Annotated in this window: 14 protein-coding genes and 1 pseudogene; 8 read left to right on the forward strand and 7 right to left on the reverse strand. The window is 44.2% G+C overall.

What is annotated here, in order from left to right; genetic code table 11:
* The first annotated feature begins 221 nt into the window (after nt 1-221).
* From GWP40_RS11940 to GWP40_RS11965, 6 genes are all read left to right on the forward strand, one after another.
* Nucleotides 222-749, forward strand: coding sequence for a TetR/AcrR family transcriptional regulator (locus tag GWP40_RS11940; RefSeq protein WP_230974467.1), 528 nt, complete (start codon nt 222-224; stop codon nt 747-749).
* 88 nt (nt 750-837) lie between these two features.
* Nucleotides 838-1,284 carry a hypothetical protein gene (locus tag GWP40_RS11945; protein WP_212565490.1) on the forward strand — a complete coding sequence of 149 codons (447 nt, stop codon included), beginning with the start codon at nt 838-840 and terminating at the stop codon, nt 1,282-1,284.
* 107 nt (nt 1,285-1,391) lie between these two features.
* Entirely contained in the window at nt 1,392-3,197 is a 1,806-nt protein-coding gene (locus GWP40_RS11950) for an ABC transporter ATP-binding protein (RefSeq protein WP_212565491.1), read from the forward strand.
* Nucleotides 3,194-4,960, forward strand: a complete 1,767-nt coding sequence (locus GWP40_RS11955; protein ID WP_212565492.1) for an ABC transporter ATP-binding protein — start codon at nt 3,194-3,196, stop codon at nt 4,958-4,960. The genes GWP40_RS11950 and GWP40_RS11955 overlap by 4 nt, the downstream gene beginning before the upstream one ends.
* On the forward strand, nt 4,957-5,550 hold the full coding sequence (locus tag GWP40_RS11960) for an L-2-amino-thiazoline-4-carboxylic acid hydrolase (RefSeq protein WP_212565493.1): 594 nt from the start codon (nt 4,957-4,959) through the stop codon (nt 5,548-5,550). Before GWP40_RS11955 ends, GWP40_RS11960 begins: the two co-directional genes overlap by 4 nt.
* Before the next feature lie 325 nt (nt 5,551-5,875).
* The gene (locus GWP40_RS11965; RefSeq protein WP_212565494.1) at nt 5,876-6,352 is read left to right on the forward strand and encodes a hypothetical protein; all 477 of its coding nucleotides are present in this window, start codon (nt 5,876-5,878) and stop codon (nt 6,350-6,352) included.
* Nucleotides 6,353-6,377: 25 nt separating this feature from the next.
* Here GWP40_RS11965 and GWP40_RS11970 read toward each other — a convergent pair whose 3' ends face one another.
* From GWP40_RS11970 to GWP40_RS11985, 4 genes are all read right to left on the reverse strand, one after another.
* Nucleotides 6,378-8,048: an ABC transporter permease gene (locus tag GWP40_RS11970; RefSeq protein WP_212565495.1), complete on the reverse strand. Its 1,671-nt coding sequence runs from the start codon at nt 8,046-8,048 to the stop codon at nt 6,378-6,380.
* A 2-nt stretch (nt 8,049-8,050) separates the two neighbouring features.
* On the reverse strand, nt 8,051-9,163 hold the full coding sequence (locus tag GWP40_RS11975; RefSeq protein ID WP_212565496.1) for an ABC transporter ATP-binding protein: 1,113 nt from the start codon (nt 9,161-9,163) through the stop codon (nt 8,051-8,053).
* Between the two features lie 98 nt (nt 9,164-9,261).
* The gene (locus tag GWP40_RS11980; protein WP_212565497.1) at nt 9,262-10,326 is read right to left on the reverse strand and encodes an extracellular solute-binding protein; all 1,065 of its coding nucleotides are present in this window, start codon (nt 10,324-10,326) and stop codon (nt 9,262-9,264) included.
* A gap of 37 nt (nt 10,327-10,363) precedes the next feature.
* Nucleotides 10,364-11,083 (reverse strand): N-acetylmannosamine-6-phosphate 2-epimerase, encoded by a 720-nt coding sequence (locus GWP40_RS11985; protein WP_212565498.1) that lies wholly within the window; start codon nt 11,081-11,083, stop codon nt 10,364-10,366.
* 174 nt (nt 11,084-11,257) lie between these two features.
* On the opposite strand from GWP40_RS11985, the gene malQ reads away from it, so the two are divergent.
* Nucleotides 11,258-13,018: a 4-alpha-glucanotransferase gene (malQ, locus tag GWP40_RS11990; RefSeq protein WP_212565499.1), complete on the forward strand. Its 1,761-nt coding sequence runs from the start codon at nt 11,258-11,260 to the stop codon at nt 13,016-13,018.
* A 28-nt stretch (nt 13,019-13,046) separates the two neighbouring features.
* On the opposite strand, the gene GWP40_RS11995 is transcribed toward malQ, so the two are convergent.
* Nucleotides 13,047-14,939, reverse strand: a complete 1,893-nt coding sequence (locus tag GWP40_RS11995) for an MFS transporter (RefSeq protein WP_212565500.1) — start codon at nt 14,937-14,939, stop codon at nt 13,047-13,049.
* 149 nt (nt 14,940-15,088) lie between these two features.
* On the opposite strand from GWP40_RS11995, the gene GWP40_RS12000 reads away from it, so the two are divergent.
* On the forward strand, nt 15,089-15,289 hold the full coding sequence (locus tag GWP40_RS12000) for a hypothetical protein (protein WP_230974469.1): 201 nt from the start codon (nt 15,089-15,091) through the stop codon (nt 15,287-15,289).
* Between the two features lie 416 nt (nt 15,290-15,705).
* Here the strand turns inward: GWP40_RS12000 and GWP40_RS12005 are convergent, their stop codons facing one another.
* Nucleotides 15,706-17,613 carry an ABC transporter ATP-binding protein gene (locus GWP40_RS12005; protein WP_212566618.1) on the reverse strand — a complete coding sequence of 636 codons (1,908 nt, stop codon included), beginning with the start codon at nt 17,611-17,613 and terminating at the stop codon, nt 15,706-15,708.
* A 1-nt stretch (nt 17,614) separates the two neighbouring features.
* Nucleotides 17,615-19,433: pseudogene (locus GWP40_RS12010) on the reverse strand (ABC transporter ATP-binding protein).
* Nucleotides 19,434-19,436: the final 3 nt, after the last annotated feature.

The following is a 19,436-nucleotide window of genomic DNA, read 5'->3' on the forward strand; positions in this document are numbered from 1 at the left end:
AAATGTTGTGCTGAATGTAAAGGTTGTTGCGGAAATTATCCTCTGATGTAAAAAATCTTGACCCTGCAAAAAATATCCGCTACCATAGCAGTGATATATATCGTCGGTATATTTGGCATCTGTAAAGCGATAGTTTTTGAAGATACCGATCAGCATGGGGTAAAAAATGGGCGTATCAGATACACAGAAAAAAATATTGGAAGTCGGAAAACAGGAATTTTTTGGAAAAAGGTTTTAAAGATGCATCTTTAAGAAAGATTGTAGCGGATGCCGGTTTTACGCAGGGGGCATTCTACGGTTATTACCCCGATAAGGAAGCACTATTTACTGCGCTGGTGTCCGAAGCGGCAGACGGTTTGGTTGAACAATTTAAACATGCGCAAGAAGCTCACTTTGATTTAATCGAAAAAAGTGAAACGCAATTCAGCAGAAAACTGTCTACGGAATATCTGCATATTTTCGTAAACTATATTTATGATAATTTCGATGTATTTAAACTCGTAATTTGCCGGTCTGCCGGAACAAAGTACGAGCATTATATTCACGATTTAGTTGAGCTTGAGGTATCTGTCGCCGAAAAATACTACCGCCTTTTACGGAAACAGGGCAAGCTTGAAGGTACCGTGAGCCGTGAACTGCATCACATGATTACAAGCGCGTATTTTACCGCCGTGTTTGAAACCGTTGCGCATGACATGACTCGCAAAAAAGCGCTTGAGTATGTAAAAGAACTGGCTGTCTTTTTTTAACTGCGGTTGGGACGGTATTTTAAAGCTAACGTAAGATTGTGAAGTGGTGTCGCTGTAAGGCCTAACGACTAACGATATGAGGAGTACTATGCGTTTTATAATTGAAACAAAAAAATCAAAAGATGAGATTCTTCAAATAATACGCGACAATACTTACATAAAAACTTCTGTATTTGATTTTCCCAAAGAGGACAAATATTTTGAAGGGAGCGTATCTGAAAATTCATTTAAAATTTGTAGATGTATACATTATCGAAATTCATTTTTGCCTTTGATAATCGGAACTATTGAAGCACATGAGTATGGTTCAACAATCAACATCAGAATGAGAATGGCTATCCCTGTTATCGTTTTTTTAGTTATATGGTTGACCGGCGTACTTGCGGGATGCCTAATAGTTCCATTCGCCGGATTTCCCATGCCGGCTGCTTTAGTCCCTTATATCATGCTTGTTTTTGGGATTTTGCTTGTCATAATCCCAAATAAAATTGAAGCTAAAAAGGCAAGAGAAAAGTTAGAAGAGCTTTTAACATAAGCTTAAACGGGAGTTTTTCCATTCCCTCTCCACTCCCTTGACAAAATCTCCGCTTTTCTATTTTATATCAGTGATATATATCATTGCTATAAAATAATGAGGAAAGGATGGAGAAATTGTCAAAAACCGGTGAACATACTGCGGAAAAAACCGCTTTACAGTATCTATTGGAGCTTGCAAAACCCTGTAAGAGGCTTCTCGTCACTTCTGTGATTTTTGCCGTATTGGGCGCAGCTGCGGGAATTGTACCATACCTTGCCGTGTCCCGCCTTATCATTCGGATATGCGCACGGGATTATACCCTACAGGCAATTTTTGTAACGGCACTTATTGCACTTGCCGGGTATCTTGGGCAGCTCTGTCTGTCTACACTTTCTACAATACGCTCTCACCGTGCAGCCTTTACTGTGCTTAAAAACATCCGTATGCAGCTGACGGCAAAGCTCTCCCGCGTTCCGATGGGTTTTATATTGGATACCCCATCCGGTAAATTCAAAACAATGCTGGTTGATACGGTTGAAAAACTGGAATTGCCGCTTGCTCATATCATACCGGAACTGACGGCAAATCTGCTGATTCCCTTTTTAATGTTAGTCTATTTCTTTTCTCTTGATTGGAGGTTAGCGCTTACCGCTTTTGCAACTTTCCCGCTCGGTCTTATTTGTTATATGGGGATGATGAAGGATTATGAAAAACGGTATGCAAAAGTTCTCACCGGAAGTAAAAATATGGATGCCGCAACGGTTGAATACATCGGCGGCATTGAAGTAATAAAGGCCTTTAATCAAAGTACTGCATCATATCGGAAATATACTGAGGCAATAGCGGAAAATGAGAATGCGAAAGCGGAATGGTTTAAAAAGACCAATCCCTACTACGCTGCGGGAATTGCAATTGCTCCTTCCAGTTTATTAGGTGTGCTGCCGCTCGGCTGTTGGTTTTTCATACACGGGAGTATATCCGCCGGAAGTTTTATATCGTGTATCATCTTGTCGCTCGGTCTTATTGCACCGCTTATCCAAGCGCTGCGTTACACGGACAGTCTTGCAATGGTAGACTCTACCGTAAAAGAAATTGCGAAACTGTTGGAAGCGGAAGAAATGAACCGTCCGAAAAATGCTGTGCCAATTAAAGAAAATACTATTGCGTTTTCTCATGTATCGTTCGCATATAGCGATACGGAAGTTTTGCATGATATTTCATTTCAAGCGGTTCCGAATGGGATGACTGCATTTGTCGGTCCGTCCGGTTCGGGAAAATCTACCATTGCCCGCTTAATCACCTCGTTTTGGGAAGCGAGTACAGGCTCGGTTATGATAGGCGGCTGCGATGTACGGAACATTCCGCTTTCGCAAGTGATGGAACGAATTGGCTATGTTTCACAGGATAATTATTTATTCCATTTATCCATTCGGGAAAATATACGGATTGGAAAACCGGACGCTACGGATGCCGAGATAGAACAGGCTGCAAAGAAAGCAAGCTGCCACGATTTTATCAAGGCACTTCCTCAAGGGTATGATACGATCGCAGGAGACGGAGGGAATAATCTTTCCGGCGGAGAGAAGCAGCGCATTGCAATCGCACGCGCAATACTAAAAGACAGCCCCATCATTGTGCTGGATGAAGCGACCGCTTTTACCGATCCCGAAAATGAAGCAGTCATTCAGCGTTCCATCGGAGAACTGGTCGCAGGAAAAACATTGATCGTCATTGCACATCGGCTTTCGACTATCACGATGGCAGATAAAATCATCGTTATGAATCACGGACGTATTGAAGCGGAGGGTGGGCATCAATCGCTGTTGGAATCGTGCGAACTGTATCGCACACTTTGGAATGCGCACATCAGCGTAAGCGACAAAAAGGAGAACGGTTTAACTTCAACCGCTGCTTTAGGAGAAATTGTATGATTACTATGTTTAAACGATTGTTGCATTTTTCAGGTGCGGAAAAAAGAAGATTGATACTCTCTTTTATTTTTCATATCGGTAATTCGTTTTTTGAAATGCTGCCCATTATGGCAATTCTGACGGTTCTCTCCGGAATCCTTTCCGCCATTTCAGGAAATGGGATGCCGTACAAAACGATTTGGGTATCGCTTGGAATTATGCTGCTCAGTATTGTGGGCAAAATCGTTTTTATCAATATCGCTTCTATAAATAGAACATTGGGAAGTTTTGCCATGTGCAGCGAGTGGCGGATGAACCTCGGTGAAAAATTAAAGCGTGCTCCGATGGGATATTTTAGTGAGCATCGATTAGGAGACATTACCGCTGCGGTTACCACCACGCTCGGCGATCTTGAAACAAGTGCGGTAACGGTACTGGAGGCGGTTGCAGGCGGATTTATTCATGCCTTTGTTATCAATGTATGGTTGTTTGTTTATGAATGGAGAATTGGCGTACTGATGCTTGCCGGTCTTTTAATCTCGTTCTTGATTTATGCAAAAACACAAGCTGCGGGAGAAAAATATTCACCGCGCAGGCAGGCGGCGCAAGCACAACTGGTAACCGGTATTTTGGAATACATTCAAGGGATGACGGTAGTAAAAGCATTCGGACTCGGCGAGCAATCCGGTAAAACGGTTGATGCAGCAATCAGTGAAAGCGCAGCGGCAAATATCATTTTGGAAAAGATTTTTTCCGAACTCGCAGCTGCTTTTCAAACAATATTCAAAGTGGTTAGAGCGGCAATACTCATTACAGCGCCCTATCTTTTACTGCATGGAAATATAACACCGGAAAAGTGTTTGTTGCTGACTGTCGCAAGTTTTATGATTTATGCAACGGTGGAACTTGCCGGAAGTACGGCAGCTGTTGCACGGGTAGTTGATGCATCCCTTGACCGGTTGGAAGAAATATCGGATATGCCGCTGCTGGATGAAAACGGTACGGAGCATATTCCGAATAATTATGACATTACGGTTCGGAATATTTCTTTTTCGTACGATAGAAATGATACAAAAGAAGTGATACGGAATATCGATTTTACGGTGCCGCAGAAAACAAGCTGCGCGATTGTCGGTCCGTCCGGTTCGGGAAAAACGACACTATGTAATTTAATTGCACGTTTTTGGGACGTCAGTCAGGGTGAAATTTTACTCGGTGGTATCAATGTTAAGGATTACACATGTGACAGTCTTTTGAAAAATTTTTCTATTGTATTTCAGCACGTATACCTATTTGAAGATACGATAGAAAACAATATCCGTTTCGGTAAGCCGGATGCAACGATGGACGAAGTGATTGCCGCAGCAAAAAAAGCCTGCTGTCATGATTTTATTTCTGCACTGCCGGACGGGTATCAAACGAGAATCGGCGAAAACGGCGCAACACTGTCGGGGGGAGAAAAGCAGCGTATCTCCATCGCGCGGGCAATTCTCAAGGATGCGCCTGTTGTTATTTTAGACGAAGCGACTGCCAGTGTCGATCCTGAAAATGAACATGAGTTGCAAACAGCTATCGAGGAGCTGACAAAAAACAAAACACTCTTGATGATTGCGCACCGGTTGAATACGGTACGTAAAGCGGATCAAATTATTGTGCTTGACGAAGGACGCATTGTGCAGCAGGGTACTCATACCGAACTTATGCAGCAGGACGGACTATACCGGAGATTTGTCGGCATCCGCGAAGAAGCAATCGGGTGGAAGATTGATCGGAGAGAAGCATGAAATATAAAAGATTTTATTCGCGCAGAGGGTTTGTCAGTTCAGGAAAATTAATGCCGCACATATTAGATCATATAGACACAACCTATAAGGAAAAAATGCAACTTCTTATTCAAGAACTCGATCGTGGAGCATGGACAGAAAAACAAAAGGAGCGGCAAAAGAGCAGTATCATATCAAACATAGCGCTCTATAAAACTTTTATCGACAACGGAATTCCTGCGCAAGAGGCAAAGGAATTGGTAAAAGAATATTCTTTTTATATTGCCGGAAAAGCACACCGTATTTTGAATACATTGTTTCATATTCCCGGCTTTTTTAAACTGTTCCGATTTTTTATGAGACAGGGAATGACCGGTGAAGAAATTTGGATAAGTAAAACGTTAGCCGACAATGTGAAAGAGTATTCTACGGATGTTTTAAAGTGTCTTTGGTTTGATACCTGTACTTATTTTAACTGTCCGGAAATCTGTGAGATATTTTGTTTATGTGATCATATCGTATTTGGAAATATAAAAAAATTGCAATTCGATAGGAGCGAAACATTAGGAATGGGCGGTAAAAAATGCGACTTTTGTTTTCGCTCCTGTTAAAAAATAGGGAACCTCTAAAAACCGCAAGCCTATCGGCTTGTTCTGTAAGGAAATGATTTATCATATCCGCTAAAGCGAATTGCGAATCAGTTTTTTAGAGTTGAGCTTTGCTCACCGGTTTTCCTATATACTATAAAGCGGTTCGGGCAATTATGCAAGTTCAAGGATGCAGTTCAAGGATGCAGCACAATCGCATCAGGTACTTTTTATCTATCCTGCCTGATGTATTTGCCCGTCGTCTTTTCATAAACGTGAAGGTATGGTACACTTTTCTCAATTATAAAATATATCCAAAACATTAATTTTCCTATAAGCGAGGTTATCAATGAAATCATTAAAAAATGCAAAACAGCTCATACTCTTATTCGGTGTACTCGTATGCGTAAGTTATTTATCATCTTGCCAAACGGCAAATAATGCTGCTAAGGCAAAAGAGGAGCCGCAGGTATCCGGCGAAACCTCAAATTCGAAATCCGGTTTATATCGTGCCATGGCAGAAGGGGTAACAAAGCAATGCCCCTTGAAAGTTGATGAGGCGACCACGCTAACAAAGCTCGAGTATAAAGAGGAACAGCACGCACTTGCATACACATATCTCTTCTCCGGCGGTGTTTATGAAGAGTTAGACGCGCAAACGTGGGCTGTCGTCCAAAAAACAGCAACAGAGATGCTGAAAGAAAAGCTCAAGACTAATCAACCGGTTTCACAAGTAAGAAGCGATGGCCTTACATTAATGTACATTTATAAAGACAAAAATGACAAAGAACTATTTGTCGTAACGCTTCTGCCCGGCGAATATTAACGGAAACTTGCCTCTATTGCGAGCATCAGAACGCGATCTTTTTATCTTTCGATACCCGCATAAATATGATCAGCGTTAGTACGGTCATCAATGTGAGAATAGCGGACATCGCTGCAGCAATCCCGTAATTGCCTCGTGATACATACGTGTAAATCTGAATTGTCAGTGTTGTCGTCCGGTAGTTGTATAAAATAACGCCGGAGGACAGTTCCGTAATAATTGCAATCCAGCTCAATAGGGCGCCTGAAATAATGCCGTTAGACATCATCGGCATCGTTACCTTAAAAAAAGCCTTCATTTTACTGCATCCGAGCGATAAAGCCGCTTCTTCAATTGACATCGGAATTTGCTGCAATGTGGCGACGGACGAGCGGATGGTGTATGAACAACGCCGTATTACCAAAGCAATGATCATGATTGCGGCGGTTCCAACCAGCACTATCGGTTTCCGGTTAAATGCAATGACAAGCGATATACCGACAACAGCGCCGGGTATGACATACGGAATCATCGACAACGTGTCTATTGTTCGATTTACAATATTATCCCGTCTAATGACCAAATAGGCAATTAATACGGAAAAGAGCACAATCAGTACGATGGCTGTCCCTCCGATTAAAAAGGTATTTGGAATGGCATTTTGCAGCTTGGAGAAGGCGTCCCGATAACTTTGCAGCGAATATCCGCTGACAAACAGCTTTCCCGACGCTTTTCTAAATGACGTATAGATCACATAGAGTTGCGGAGCATAGGCCGTAAATACCACGATATAGCAAAAAGCGTGAATCAAAAAACTTTTTATTCCATGAATTTCTTTTGATTGAATCGGATGCAGCGCATTCATCGTGAATCTGAATTTATTGTTAAAGTACCGCTGGATAAGGAATATCAGTGTGGTGATCAGAATACCGATAACCGCCACTGCGCAGGCAAAATGAGTATCGCCGCCGGTTTCACTCATAAATGAATTATATATTTCAACAGGAAACGTCCGGTATCCTTCTCCGATAAATAGCGGCGTTCCGAAATCGGCAAATGCGCGCATAAACACCATAAGAGCTGCGGCAATAATGGTCGGCATACATAAGGGGATTATCAAGGTAAAAAACCGTTTAGCTCCCGAGCAGCCCATATTTTCACTCGCCTCTAAAAGGGAATTATCGATATTCCTGAGCGCACCTGAAACATACAGGAAAACGAGAGGGAAAAGCTGTAAGCAGAGCACAAGCATTATTCCTCTGAATCCGTATATGCTCGGTATTTTAATGCCTGTCAGACTTTTGATAAAATTCGATATAAGACCGTTTCTGCCGAGCAGCAAAATCCACGAATACGCTCCGATAAAAGGCGCTGACATACTGCTCATGATGATGACAATCTGCAGCATTTTAGCGCCTTTAATTTTATACATATTCATAAAGTAGGCAATCGGAACGCCGATCACTAATGCCAAAAAGGCTGCCGAAATACTGACTTTAAAAGAGTTGGCTATGGTTCCGGCATAATACGGGCGGGATAGAAATCTTTCAAAGTAACCGAATGTGAGCTTCCCGCTCGGATCTACCGCCGAATTACGCAACAGCATAACAAGGGGATAGAGCATAAAAAGAGCAAATAAGAAAAGAATGCTCAAAGAGATAATAGTCCAAATATCTTTTTTCGGTTTTACTCTTCCACTACTGATGACGGTTTTCATATTCACACCTCCAGATCGTTCTGTACGCCGAGAACGATATTCTTCTTACCGTCGCCGGTGAATATGTTTATTTTTTCTTTTTTTACCCCAAGGGTGATTGACGCGCCTTTCGGTATGGTGCTGTCAATTTCGGATTCCATGACAATATTCAGTTTTGTTCCGTCTTTTAAGTGCACAAAGTAATGTGTGTTAAGACCGAGGAAAATACAGTCATCGACGACGGCAGAAATACCGTTACCGTTTTCTTTTTCAATAATAAACTCCTCGGGTCGTATGGAAATTTTTACATTTTTTTCGGTTTTAAACTTATCTTGGATATTATCAACCGCTATTCTGTCGCCGGTCGGCAAAACAAGAAAGGGAGTGCCGTCTTGTATTTCCATAGTACCGTCGAGGACGTTGGTATGTCCGATAAAGGTCGCAACAAAAAGGTTCGCCGGCCGTTGATACAGATCCTTCGGTCTTCCGATATGTTGGATGTAACCTTTATTCATAACCGCAATCCGATCGGAAACAGCCATCGCTTCTTCTTGATCATGCGTAACATAGACAGTCGTAATACCGATTTTGTTTTGAAGTTCTTTTATTGTCGTGCGCATTTCCACACGGAGTTTTGCGTCAAGGTTTGACAGCGGTTCATCCATAAGCAGAACACTCGGTTTAATAACGAGCGCACGGGCTAACGCTACACGCTGCTGCTGTCCGCCGGAAAGATTTTCGGGCATTCTGTCTTTATACTCATCAATTTGCATGAGCTTTAAAAACTTATCAACTTCTTTTTCTATTTCATCCTTAGGCAGCTTTCGATTTTTTAGACCGAAGGCTACATTAGCTTTTACCGTCATATTGGGAAAGATAGCATAGTTTTGAAAAACCATTCCGATATTTCTTTTTGCAGGGTCTTTGTCATTGATTCTATCTTCATCAAAGTAGAAATCTCCGCCTTCGATTGAATTAAATCCGGCAATCATTCTAAGAAGCGTTGTTTTACCGCATCCCGAAGGGCCGAGGAGCGTGAAAAACTCTCCCTCTTTAATGTTTAAAGAAAGGCCGTCTATAACTGTATTTTCTCCATATTTTTTTACGGCATTTTTTATAGAGATGTTTACGCTCATTTCGTTCTCCTATTGAGTTACTGCTTGTCCCCTCATACGAGGATGAACAAGCAGTAATTTCGAGTATCTCTAAACGATTCTATTTGTTAGAGGTTTTCTTATTTTGTAACTAAATCGATCCACTTTTCCTGCCATTCTTTTTTGTGTTCTGCGCAATAATTGATGTCTTCATATGCGACATTAATGGTAGAAAAAGCCGGCATATTTTTACTGGTATTCTCGACAGAGGTCATTACCGGTCTGATTGTCGTCGGCGCATAACCTTTCTGTCCTTCTTCGGAAATGATAAAGTCGATGAAAGCTTTTGCGTTATCCATGTTCTTGCAATTTTTTACAATTGCTGCGCCGGCAGGAAGCCAGACCGCTCCTTCTTCGGGATAGACAACCATCAGATTCGTTGCTCCGTCTTCAAGCAGGCTGATACAGGGATCTTCATAAGATACGCCGACTGCATATTCGCCGTCTGCAGTCGCTTTGTAAATCTGACTTGACGATGAAATAATCGATCTGTTCAGCTGCTTAACAAACTGTGCGACAAACTCCCATGCTTTATCGTCATAGGGTTTTTCTCCCATAACAAGAAGCATATTGGTCAATTCCGCCCATGCGCTTGAGGAAGCCGCGGGATCTCCCATTGCAATTTTTCCCTTTAATTCAGGGCGCAGAAGGTCTTTATATCCTTTAAATTCTTCCGGATTCAAACCTATCTCTTTAAAAACATCTTTATTGAGAAGGAGCGCCGCGCTTCCGGACAATTTCGTGTAGGTGAAATAGCCGTTATAGCTTTGATATGCTTCGGGCAGATTTTTATCATTCGGCGAAACATAGTGCTCATAGAGATCGGGATGATCTTTCCAGAATGCAAGGTTCACCGCACCCCAGTTGATGTCAGCTTGCGGATTTGCTTTTTCCGCCTCAAGTCTGGCAAGAACGTCGCCGGTGCCCATTGACTGGAGAATAACCTTGATGCCTGTAGCTTTCTCGAAAGCGGGAACAACGGCGGCTATTTCGGAATCGGAATTGGGAGAGTAAATAACAACTTCTTTACTCGTCTGCTTGCCGGTTTCTTTTGCAGTTGTCTGATCGGCGTCTTTCTTTGCACAAGCAGCAAAGGAAAACAGCATGATTGTAACTGCTGCCAATAAAAATAGTCTTTTTTTCATACTATCATCCTCCTATGATGATTTTATTGATATTGTTTCAGTTTCGGCTTTCTGCCGAAGCGTTGATCGCGTGCACAAATCTTTCTGCGATTTCTTTAGGGCGGGTTATTGCGCCGCCGACAACGACTGCCAGGGCGCCGAGTCTGAGCATCTCGGCGGCATCTTCCGGCCTATGAATACGACCTTCTGCAATAAGCGGAACAGCAATAGAGGCCGTTATTTTTCTCGCAAGTTGATAATTCGGGCCGTCAAGTATGGTTGCGGAATTATCGCCTACATAACCGTTCATCGTAGTGCCGACAAAATCGATTCCTGCCGCCGCCGCGTTGTACGCATCTTCAAAAGAAGCACAGTCCGCCATCAGCAGCTGATGAGGATATTTTTTCTTTATCGCACGGATGTATTCCGAGGCAGTTAGGTTTCCCGGCCGTGATAACGGAGTACAATCGATAGCAATGACCTCGCAGCCAACCGCTACAAGCTGATCAACCTCATCCATAGACGGGGTAATATAGGCTCCAAAACCTTCATAATTTTTTTTGATTATTCCTATGACGGGAAGATTCACCGCTTTCTTTATGTCGGTAATATCTTGTATTCCATTGCATCGGATACCTTTAGCCCCCGCTTCTGCAGCAGCCCTTGCCATGAGGGGCATGATACCGCCTTCCGGTCTATAAAGGGGTTCGCCCGGAAGGGCTTGGCAGGACACAATAAGCCCGCCCTTTATGCAGGAGATGAAAACTTCTTTTGTCATATTGTATAGCGTAGCTCCAATTTAATAATCAGGACAATAACATCACTTTATGATATTGTAGGAAGTATACCATTCCTTATAACAGATTGTAAAGGAAAAATTTTATCATTTTTTTGCGATATTAGCACTTTATAATAAATATGATATAATCCGTATCTACCAATAGGAGGTACTATGCGTTCACAGCTTTTAAACCGTTCTGCAGGAATACTGCTCCATCCCACTTCTCTTCCGAGTAATGAAGGAATTGGAACGCTGGGAAAATCCGCGTATAACTTTATCGATTGGCTTCATTTCGCGCATATACGGCTATGGCAGGTACTGCCGCTCGGGCCGACCGGCTATGGGGATTCTCCCTATGCGGCATTTTCGAGCTTTGCAGGGAACCCTCTGTTGATCGACTTGGAAACACTTTCGGAGCAAGGATATTTGACTGATGATGATATAAAGCTGCCGGAGTACCTTTCTACGGACGGTAATATCGACTTCGGCTCGGTAGTCTATTGGAAAATACCGCTCTTAAAAAAAGCCGCATCAAAATTTCTTAACAAGATTAAAGAAAAAGAAAACATCTCCGATGCGGGATTGGAAGAAGCCTTCCGGCATTTTAAAAAGAAAAAACATCTTGGCGACTATGCCCTCTTTATGTCGATTAAAGAGGTATATGATGTAAAGGCTGCTCAGGAAGGACTCTTTGGAAAACTGTGGAACAATTACTGGCCGAAGGCTCTTGCCTGCCGCGATTCGGAAACGTTAAACCACTGGGCGCAGGAGCACTTGCACGAAATTGAATTGTATAAGGTTATTCAATTTTTCTTCTTTGAACAGTGGACTCATCTTCGACGATATGCAAACGAAAAAGGTATTTCGATTATCGGGGATATCCCGATCTTTGTTGCGCCGGATTCTTCGGATGTATGGGCGAATCAAAAACTTTTCCAGCTGGATGAAAACGGCGTACCGACAGCGGTTGCCGGAGTACCGCCCGACTATTTTAGCGCAACGGGGCAGCTGTGGGGAAACCCGCTCTATAATTGGGAAGCGATGAAGGCCGATAAATACCGCTGGTGGATTGACCGCATTGACGCATGTTTGGAGCTCGTCGATTATATTCGTATCGATCACTTCCGTGGTTTTGAAGCGTATTGGGCGGTACCCTTCGGCGCTCCGACTGCGGAAAAAGGCGAATGGCTGCCCGGCCCCGATCATCTTTTTTTTGAAGCGGTACAGCGCGCATTGCTCAAAAAGAACAGCGAATATGCCAAAGGTTTGCCGATTATTGCCGAAGACCTTGGGGTTATTACCCCGCAGGTGGAGCGTCTCCGCGACGACTTCCATTTGCCGGGAATGAAAATCTTGCAGTTTGCATTCAGCGCCGCAGAGGTGCGGGAAGCCGGCTTTACCGATGCCTTTTTGCCGCACCGGTATACGCAAAACGCTGTCGTGTACACCGGTACGCATGACAACACGACACTGCGGGCATGGCTCGATACGCTTTCGCGGGATGATTTTGAAGTGCTATTGTTCTACCTCTACGGTGAAAGACCTGCCGTAGAATTACTTGACGAGCTGTTTTCGGCGGAGCATACTGAAGCAGGGAATAGTACGTCCGAACCGACAGAGCATACCGCAGCACGGCACGACACGGCCGATGCGGCGTCTCCTGCAGCAGATGATGGGACGGCTTTGCAAATGTCCGCCTTCAAAGACGATCTCTGCGCCGAACTGATTAAGCAAGCGTTTTTCTCCGTAGCGGTATTTGCCGTTATTCCGTTCCAAGACCTGTATGCACTGGGAGCGGAGGCGCGCATGAACGAACCTTCTACCCTTGGGAAAAACTGGACGTGGCGCATGCCGCGCGGTTTGCTTACCCCGGAATGTGCCGAATGGCTGAGCGATTTAGTTACCGCATCCGGCAGGTGCGGGGTAAAATAGCTGTACACGCGGTATATCTGCACTACAGTCAGCAATACTTTTTCCCGATTAATAACTCGCATACGGCTTTTGTCTTTGCATCGGCATCTTGTTTGTTGCCGCCGGATTCAAGCCGTTTGATTTCATTCAAAATGATTTGATGATTTTCCGGCGTAACTTTAAATTGCGAAGCAAACACAAGACCGAGCAGCAGCATACAGACCGGCAACACAATAAACATCAACCTGATTTTATTGAGTGTTTCTTGTTTTTGCTGCGGCTTTTGCACTTGCCCGATGCCCGAATACTGAAAATCGATTGTATCTAATAATACTTTTAAATCGTATAAATCGGATTTGGCATAAAATGCAGGCGGAAATATTTTCTTATAGACATTTCCTTCTTTCTTATATAAGCAGGTTATGAGAAATTTATCATGGGCTTGAGCAAAGTCTCCGGTATGAAATGATGGTATAATAAAATCATCAAATATATTTACAGGTATCTCTGTAAAAGAAGTATTGTTTTCAAAAAAAGAGGAAATCTCAACGCCGGCGGTATCCTTATACTTTTTATAGATATTTTTTATTATCCCGTCCGTATCTTTACTGATATATTTCAAATGCACGTTGCCGTCTTCATACAAGGTGTAATATTTCTCTATTTCCGAAAACGGTGTCGCGGTATTTTTACAAAGTGTTTCGGCTTCTGCAAATTGGCTTTGCGTCAAAATTGAAGGTACCGGATTTTTATATCCTATTTTACCTAACCCAATACCGATTGTCGGCATAATAATCAAGCCTAAGAACAGTTTCCGCGTAAGTGTCATCGCCGCCGAATATGTACCCGTACGCTGTTTTCCGCTCATCACGCGGTCTATATCGGAAATAAACGGTAATAGTTGATGAGGAATTAAGTTATTCGCTGATATGCCTATCCCCATAAGCACCATATTTAATATTACTGGGACATTGCCCGAAGTAGGAGTATGAAACCCCATCAATAAAATAGCAAGAATAAATACGGACAGGGCAACAATGTAAACAGGTTTATGCCCTTTTCGATTGATAAGATAGCTGTGCACCGGCAGCGCTACCATCATGCTAATGAGAAGACTCCCCTGCGCGATGACAAAAATGCTGCCCTTGTTTAAATAATCGACAATATAAAAGAGCACAAACGACATAAAAATATCGAGCGCACCGAAAGAGCACACGTACATCGCAATATGAATCCTACACGACTTGTTTTGAAATAACGACAAGAAATTTTTTATAAATGACTGGGTAGGTTTTTTTACGACTTCATCTTGAGGCAGTTCCCATGTTTCAAAATAGAGCGGAATCCACGGTAATGCAAAGATGAGTGCAAATACGCATCCCATGATAAAATATCCGTGTGCGCTCCCGTTGAAATGATCAATAATCGGCTGCGCCAATAATCCACCGAGCAGCGTCGCAACAAATGAAAACATCAGACGGGTGCTGTTCAGTTTATTTCGCTCAGAAAAATCTTTTGTTATTTCAGCACTTAACGATGTATATGGAATAGATGCTACTGTTGCAACTGTAAAAAAGATAATATATGCAACGGCATAAAAGATAAATTTACCGGTTTGGCTTTCAATGGTAACCGGAAACCAGATCAGAATAAACGATAGGGCTATCGGAAGAATGGAAACCAAAAACCATACGCGCCGCTTTCCGAACCGCGTCCGCGGCGTGTTATCGGCGATATATCCCATCATCGGATCGGAAATTGCATCCCATATCTTACCGATCGCCGGAATTAACCCTGCCAATGCAGGATGCACCCCGATGACATTAACCAAATAATACATTGAAAATGTCGTAACAATAAAAAAGCATCCGCCCCCGTACAAATCCCCGCCGCCATAGGCAAGGTATGTACGCCATGTCATTTTTCTTTCCTTTATGTTCATGCACCTATGATACAATAAGGGGTATTATATTACAACCAGTCCTTTTGAAAATAGAACCAAAGAATAAGCCGTTTAATACATTTCCTTTCTGTGGATATACTCATTTTCATTCCCGAGGACGATGATAAAACGGAAACGCTCGTCTCCTCATGAGCGAACAGTTGGAGATAGACGAATTGGAAGAATGCATAAAAGCAAAATCAAACGTTCCATTTTATCCCGCAGTCGATGCCAGCCTCAATAACCCCTGCAACAAAAAAGATAAGAATGCAATTTTCAGAGCATTGGGTTTAGACGACGATCTTGATTATGAGGGTAATTTAAAACTGCATGAAAAACTCAAAACGTAGTTGATAGCAAGGCGCCCTGCTCCGAAACAGAAGTTTCCAAGCACATCCATGCCAAGTTCAAAAATTGACTTCCTTGTCAATTTTTGAACGCGAGTTTTTGCTGCACAAAAACATCGCTGCTACGTAGAACCACGGACATCCCTGTCCGTTCTGATACGTTGAGGATTTTTAGTAGCGGCACCTGCTGTAAACCCTTCCGTAAGCCTTTTGGAAATAGACGATGCAGATACAAGGAGCCTAGCAAATTCCAACCGGAGGCGTATCTTTGATACGTTGAGGATCTTCAGAAGCGGCACGGATGCCGCGCGTATTAAGCAGAAACAAGTTTGACACCGGTCAAACTTGTGTTCAGCGAAGTACACGGACGTACTTCGCTGAACGAGCGACAACGCAGATGCCCTCCTATTTGTCAAAGATCAGTCGAGTTCGAAAGCGCCGGTATACAGGCGATAATACACTCCCTTCTTTTCCAGTAGGGAGGTGTGTGTGCCGCGCTCGATAATTTCGCCGTGGTCCAAGACCATGATAACGTCGGAGTTCATGACGGTGGAAAGGCGGTGGGCAATGACGAATACGGTTCGTCCTTCCATCAACCTATCCATACCTTTTTGAATGAGCGCCTCGGTTCGGGTGTCGATTGAAGAGGTCGCTTCATCCAAGATCATAACGGGCGGGTCGGAGACTGCGGCACGGGCAATGGATAATAGCTGCCGCTGCCCCTGCGAAAGGGAGTTTTTGTTGCCTTCAATAACTGTATCGTACCCGTGGGGCAGCATCATAATAAAGTTGTGGGCGTTGGCAAGTTTTGCCGCTTCGATACACTGTTCGTCGGAGGCATCCAAGTTGCCGAAACGGATGTTTTCCATAATAGTGCCGGTAAATAAATTCACCTCTTGCAATACGATACCGAGCGAACGCCGCAGGTCTTCCTTTTTAATGTGGGTAATCGGGATACCGTCGTAGGTAATAGTGCCGCTGTCAATATCGTAAAAGCGGTTGATCAAATTGGTAATCGTTGTTTTGCCCGCGCCTGTTGCCCCGACAAACGCAACTTTTTGTCCGCGCTCGGCAAAAAGATTTATATCCTTCAGCACTTTTTTATCGGGTGAGTACCCGAAATCGACATGCTCAAAAATCACCTTGCCTGTAAGACGGGTTAGTGCAACGCTGCCGTCTTCGCGTGGTTCCTTCCACGCCCATACACCCGTGCGTTCCGCCACTTCGATTAGCGCGCCCGCTTCTTCCTGTGCGTTGACAAGCGTAACGGTACCGGCATCTTCCTCCGGCGCTTCGTCCATCAGTGCAAAAATCCGCGCGGCTCCCGCAACGGCATTAATCACCGAATTAAGCTGATTGGAAAGCTGAGAAATAGGATTGGTAAAACTACGCGACAGCGTTAAAAACGAAGCGATGGTACCGAGCGTCAGCGTGTTGATCCCTGCGATAGTCGGATTGGGGGCTTTCGCAATGGCAAACCATGCCCCGACGAGTGCGACAATCACATATTGGACATAGCCGAGCGCATTCATAAAGGGCATGATGATATTTGCATACGAGTTCGCTTTTGCAGCGCTTTCCTGCCACGCGGCGTTCTTTTCTTTAAACTCAGCTTTTACCGCTTCCTCACGGCAGAATACTTTAATCACTTTCTGCCCGTTTATCATCTCTTCAACATAACCGTTCAGCTGCCCAAGCGTATCCTGCTGCCGGACAAAATAGTAGCCGCTCTTTCCTGCAACGAACTTAATCACTTTCAAAATAGAAAAGATGGAAGCGACAACAATAACCGTCAAGTACACGCTCTGGTACAGCATCGCAAAGAATACCGTCACAATCGTACACACGGAGGAAACCAGTTGCGGCATCGACTGGGTAATCATCTGCCGGAGCGTGTCGGTGTCGTTGGTGTAGCGGCTCATAATATCGCCGTGAGTATGCGTGTCAAAATAGCGGATGGGGAAGCTCTGCATCTTGCCGAACATTTCATCGCGGATCCGCTTGAGCGTCCGCTGCGCAACGTTAATCATCAAGCGGCTGTAAATCCATGAGCAGAGCACCCCGACGCCGTAAATTGCGGCGATAATCATAAGTGCCCGTAACAGACCGGTAAACACCGGATTAGTTTCCGCAAGCAGCGGCATAATATATTGATCGATCAATACTTGCAGGAACAGAGATGAAGCGGCGGTTGCTCCTGCGCTTAACAAAATACAGACCGTAACAATCACCAAAACGGCTTTATACTGTTTGAGGTACGCAAGAAGCCGTTTGACGGCAGGCATGGAAAGCTTCATTTCCGGTTTAGCTGTGTGAGCTGGTTTCATATTACTCATCGGAACCTCCGAAAGCCTCAGTTTTGGAAGCTTTTCCATAGTCTGTTGCTGCGCCGTTTTTAGCTGCGCCATCGGTACCTTTGGCTTGAGTTTCAAAGACTTCTTTATAGATGGCGCTTGTTTGTAACAGTTCACCATGCGTACCTACCGCAGTAATTGCGCCGTTATCAAACACAAGGATTTTATCCGCATGCTGCACGGAAGAAATCCGCTGCGCAATAATGATCTTTGTTGTATCCGGCAGGAAGTCTTTAAATGACTTTTGAATCAGTGCGTCCGTTTTGGTGTCCACCGCACTGGTTGAATCATCAAGAATTAAAATCTTAGGTTTTTTAAGGAGCGCTCGCGCAATACAGAGCCGCTGCTTTTGTCCGCCGGAAACATTGGCTCCGCCCTGTTCGATACGGGAGTTATACCCATCCGGCATTGCTTCCACAAATTCGGCAGCGCAGGCAAGGCGGCACGCTTCGGCAATGTCGGCATCGCTTGCATGTTCATTCCCCCACTGCAAATTACTCTTTACCGTACCGGCGAACAATTCGTTTTTCTGCAACACCATCGCCACCGCATCCCGCAGCGTTTTTATGTCGTAGTCTTTTACGTTCACCCCGCCGACGCTGACCGAACCTGCGGTAACATCGTACAAGCGGGGTATCAGCTGCACAAAAGAGGTCTTGGAAGAACCCGTGCCGCCGATAATCCCCACCGTTTCTCCCGACCGGATAACAAGGTTCGCATTGTCGATTACTTTTTTTATCGGCATCCGCAGTATACATAAAGTCGGCATGGGCAAATTGAATGTCGCCGTTTTTTACCGCCATCACCGGATGCTCGGGATTTTTAATATCCGGCCGTTCGTTCAAAACTTCGGCAATGCGTTCCGCAGATGAGCGGGAAATGGTAATCATCACAAACACCATCGAAAACATCATCAAGCTCATCATAATCTGCGTTGCATACGAAAAAAGCGCCATCAGCGAGCCGGTCGTTAAGCCCTGCGCGGCATCATTCCCGCTCGCAACAATCGCCCGTGCCCCGAACCACGAAATCAAAATCATACAGGTGTAAATACAGAACTGCATCAACGGCATCATCAGTGTGATGTACCGCTCCCCTTTTGAAAAGCCCCGGTAAATCGATTCGGAAATCTTTTCAAACTTAGCAATTTCGTACTCTTGCCGGTTAAACGATTTTACCGCCCGCACACCGCGTATGTTTTCCTGCACCACATTGTTGAGCTTATCGTAGGTTTTGAAAACAGTTCTAAATATCGGATGCACCTGTCGGATAATAAGAAAGATACCGAGTCCCAAAAGCGGAATCATACCGAGAAAGATGAGGGAAATGTTGGTACTGATTCTAAACGATGCAATCATCGCAAAGATCATCATCCCGGGTGCGCGCACGGCAAGTTTTACCAGCATCTGATAGGAGTTGAGCACGTTTGTTACATCGGTGGTAAGCCGCGTTATAATGGAAGACGATGAAAATTTGTCGATATTGGAAAAAGAAAAAGTCTGCACGTTATTGTACATATCCTGCCGCAGATTTGCTGCAAAACCCGCCGACGCCTGTGCCGCCGTAACCGACGAAAACACACCGGTAAGCAACTGGATAAGCGCAAACACCAAAAGCGCCGCCCCATACTTGAATACTGTGTGCATAGCTCCGGCTTCAATTCCAAAATCAATGAGATACGCCATACAGGAGGGGATGATAATTTCAAACACCACCTCCGTAATTGTCAGCAGCACTGCGATAACGGATGTCCGTTTATATTCCCGCAGGCTTTTTGATAGAGTCTTGAGCATAGT

Source organism: Treponema vincentii (assembly GCF_018336815.1).
Taxonomy (GTDB): Bacteria; Spirochaetota; Spirochaetia; order Treponematales; family Treponemataceae; genus Treponema.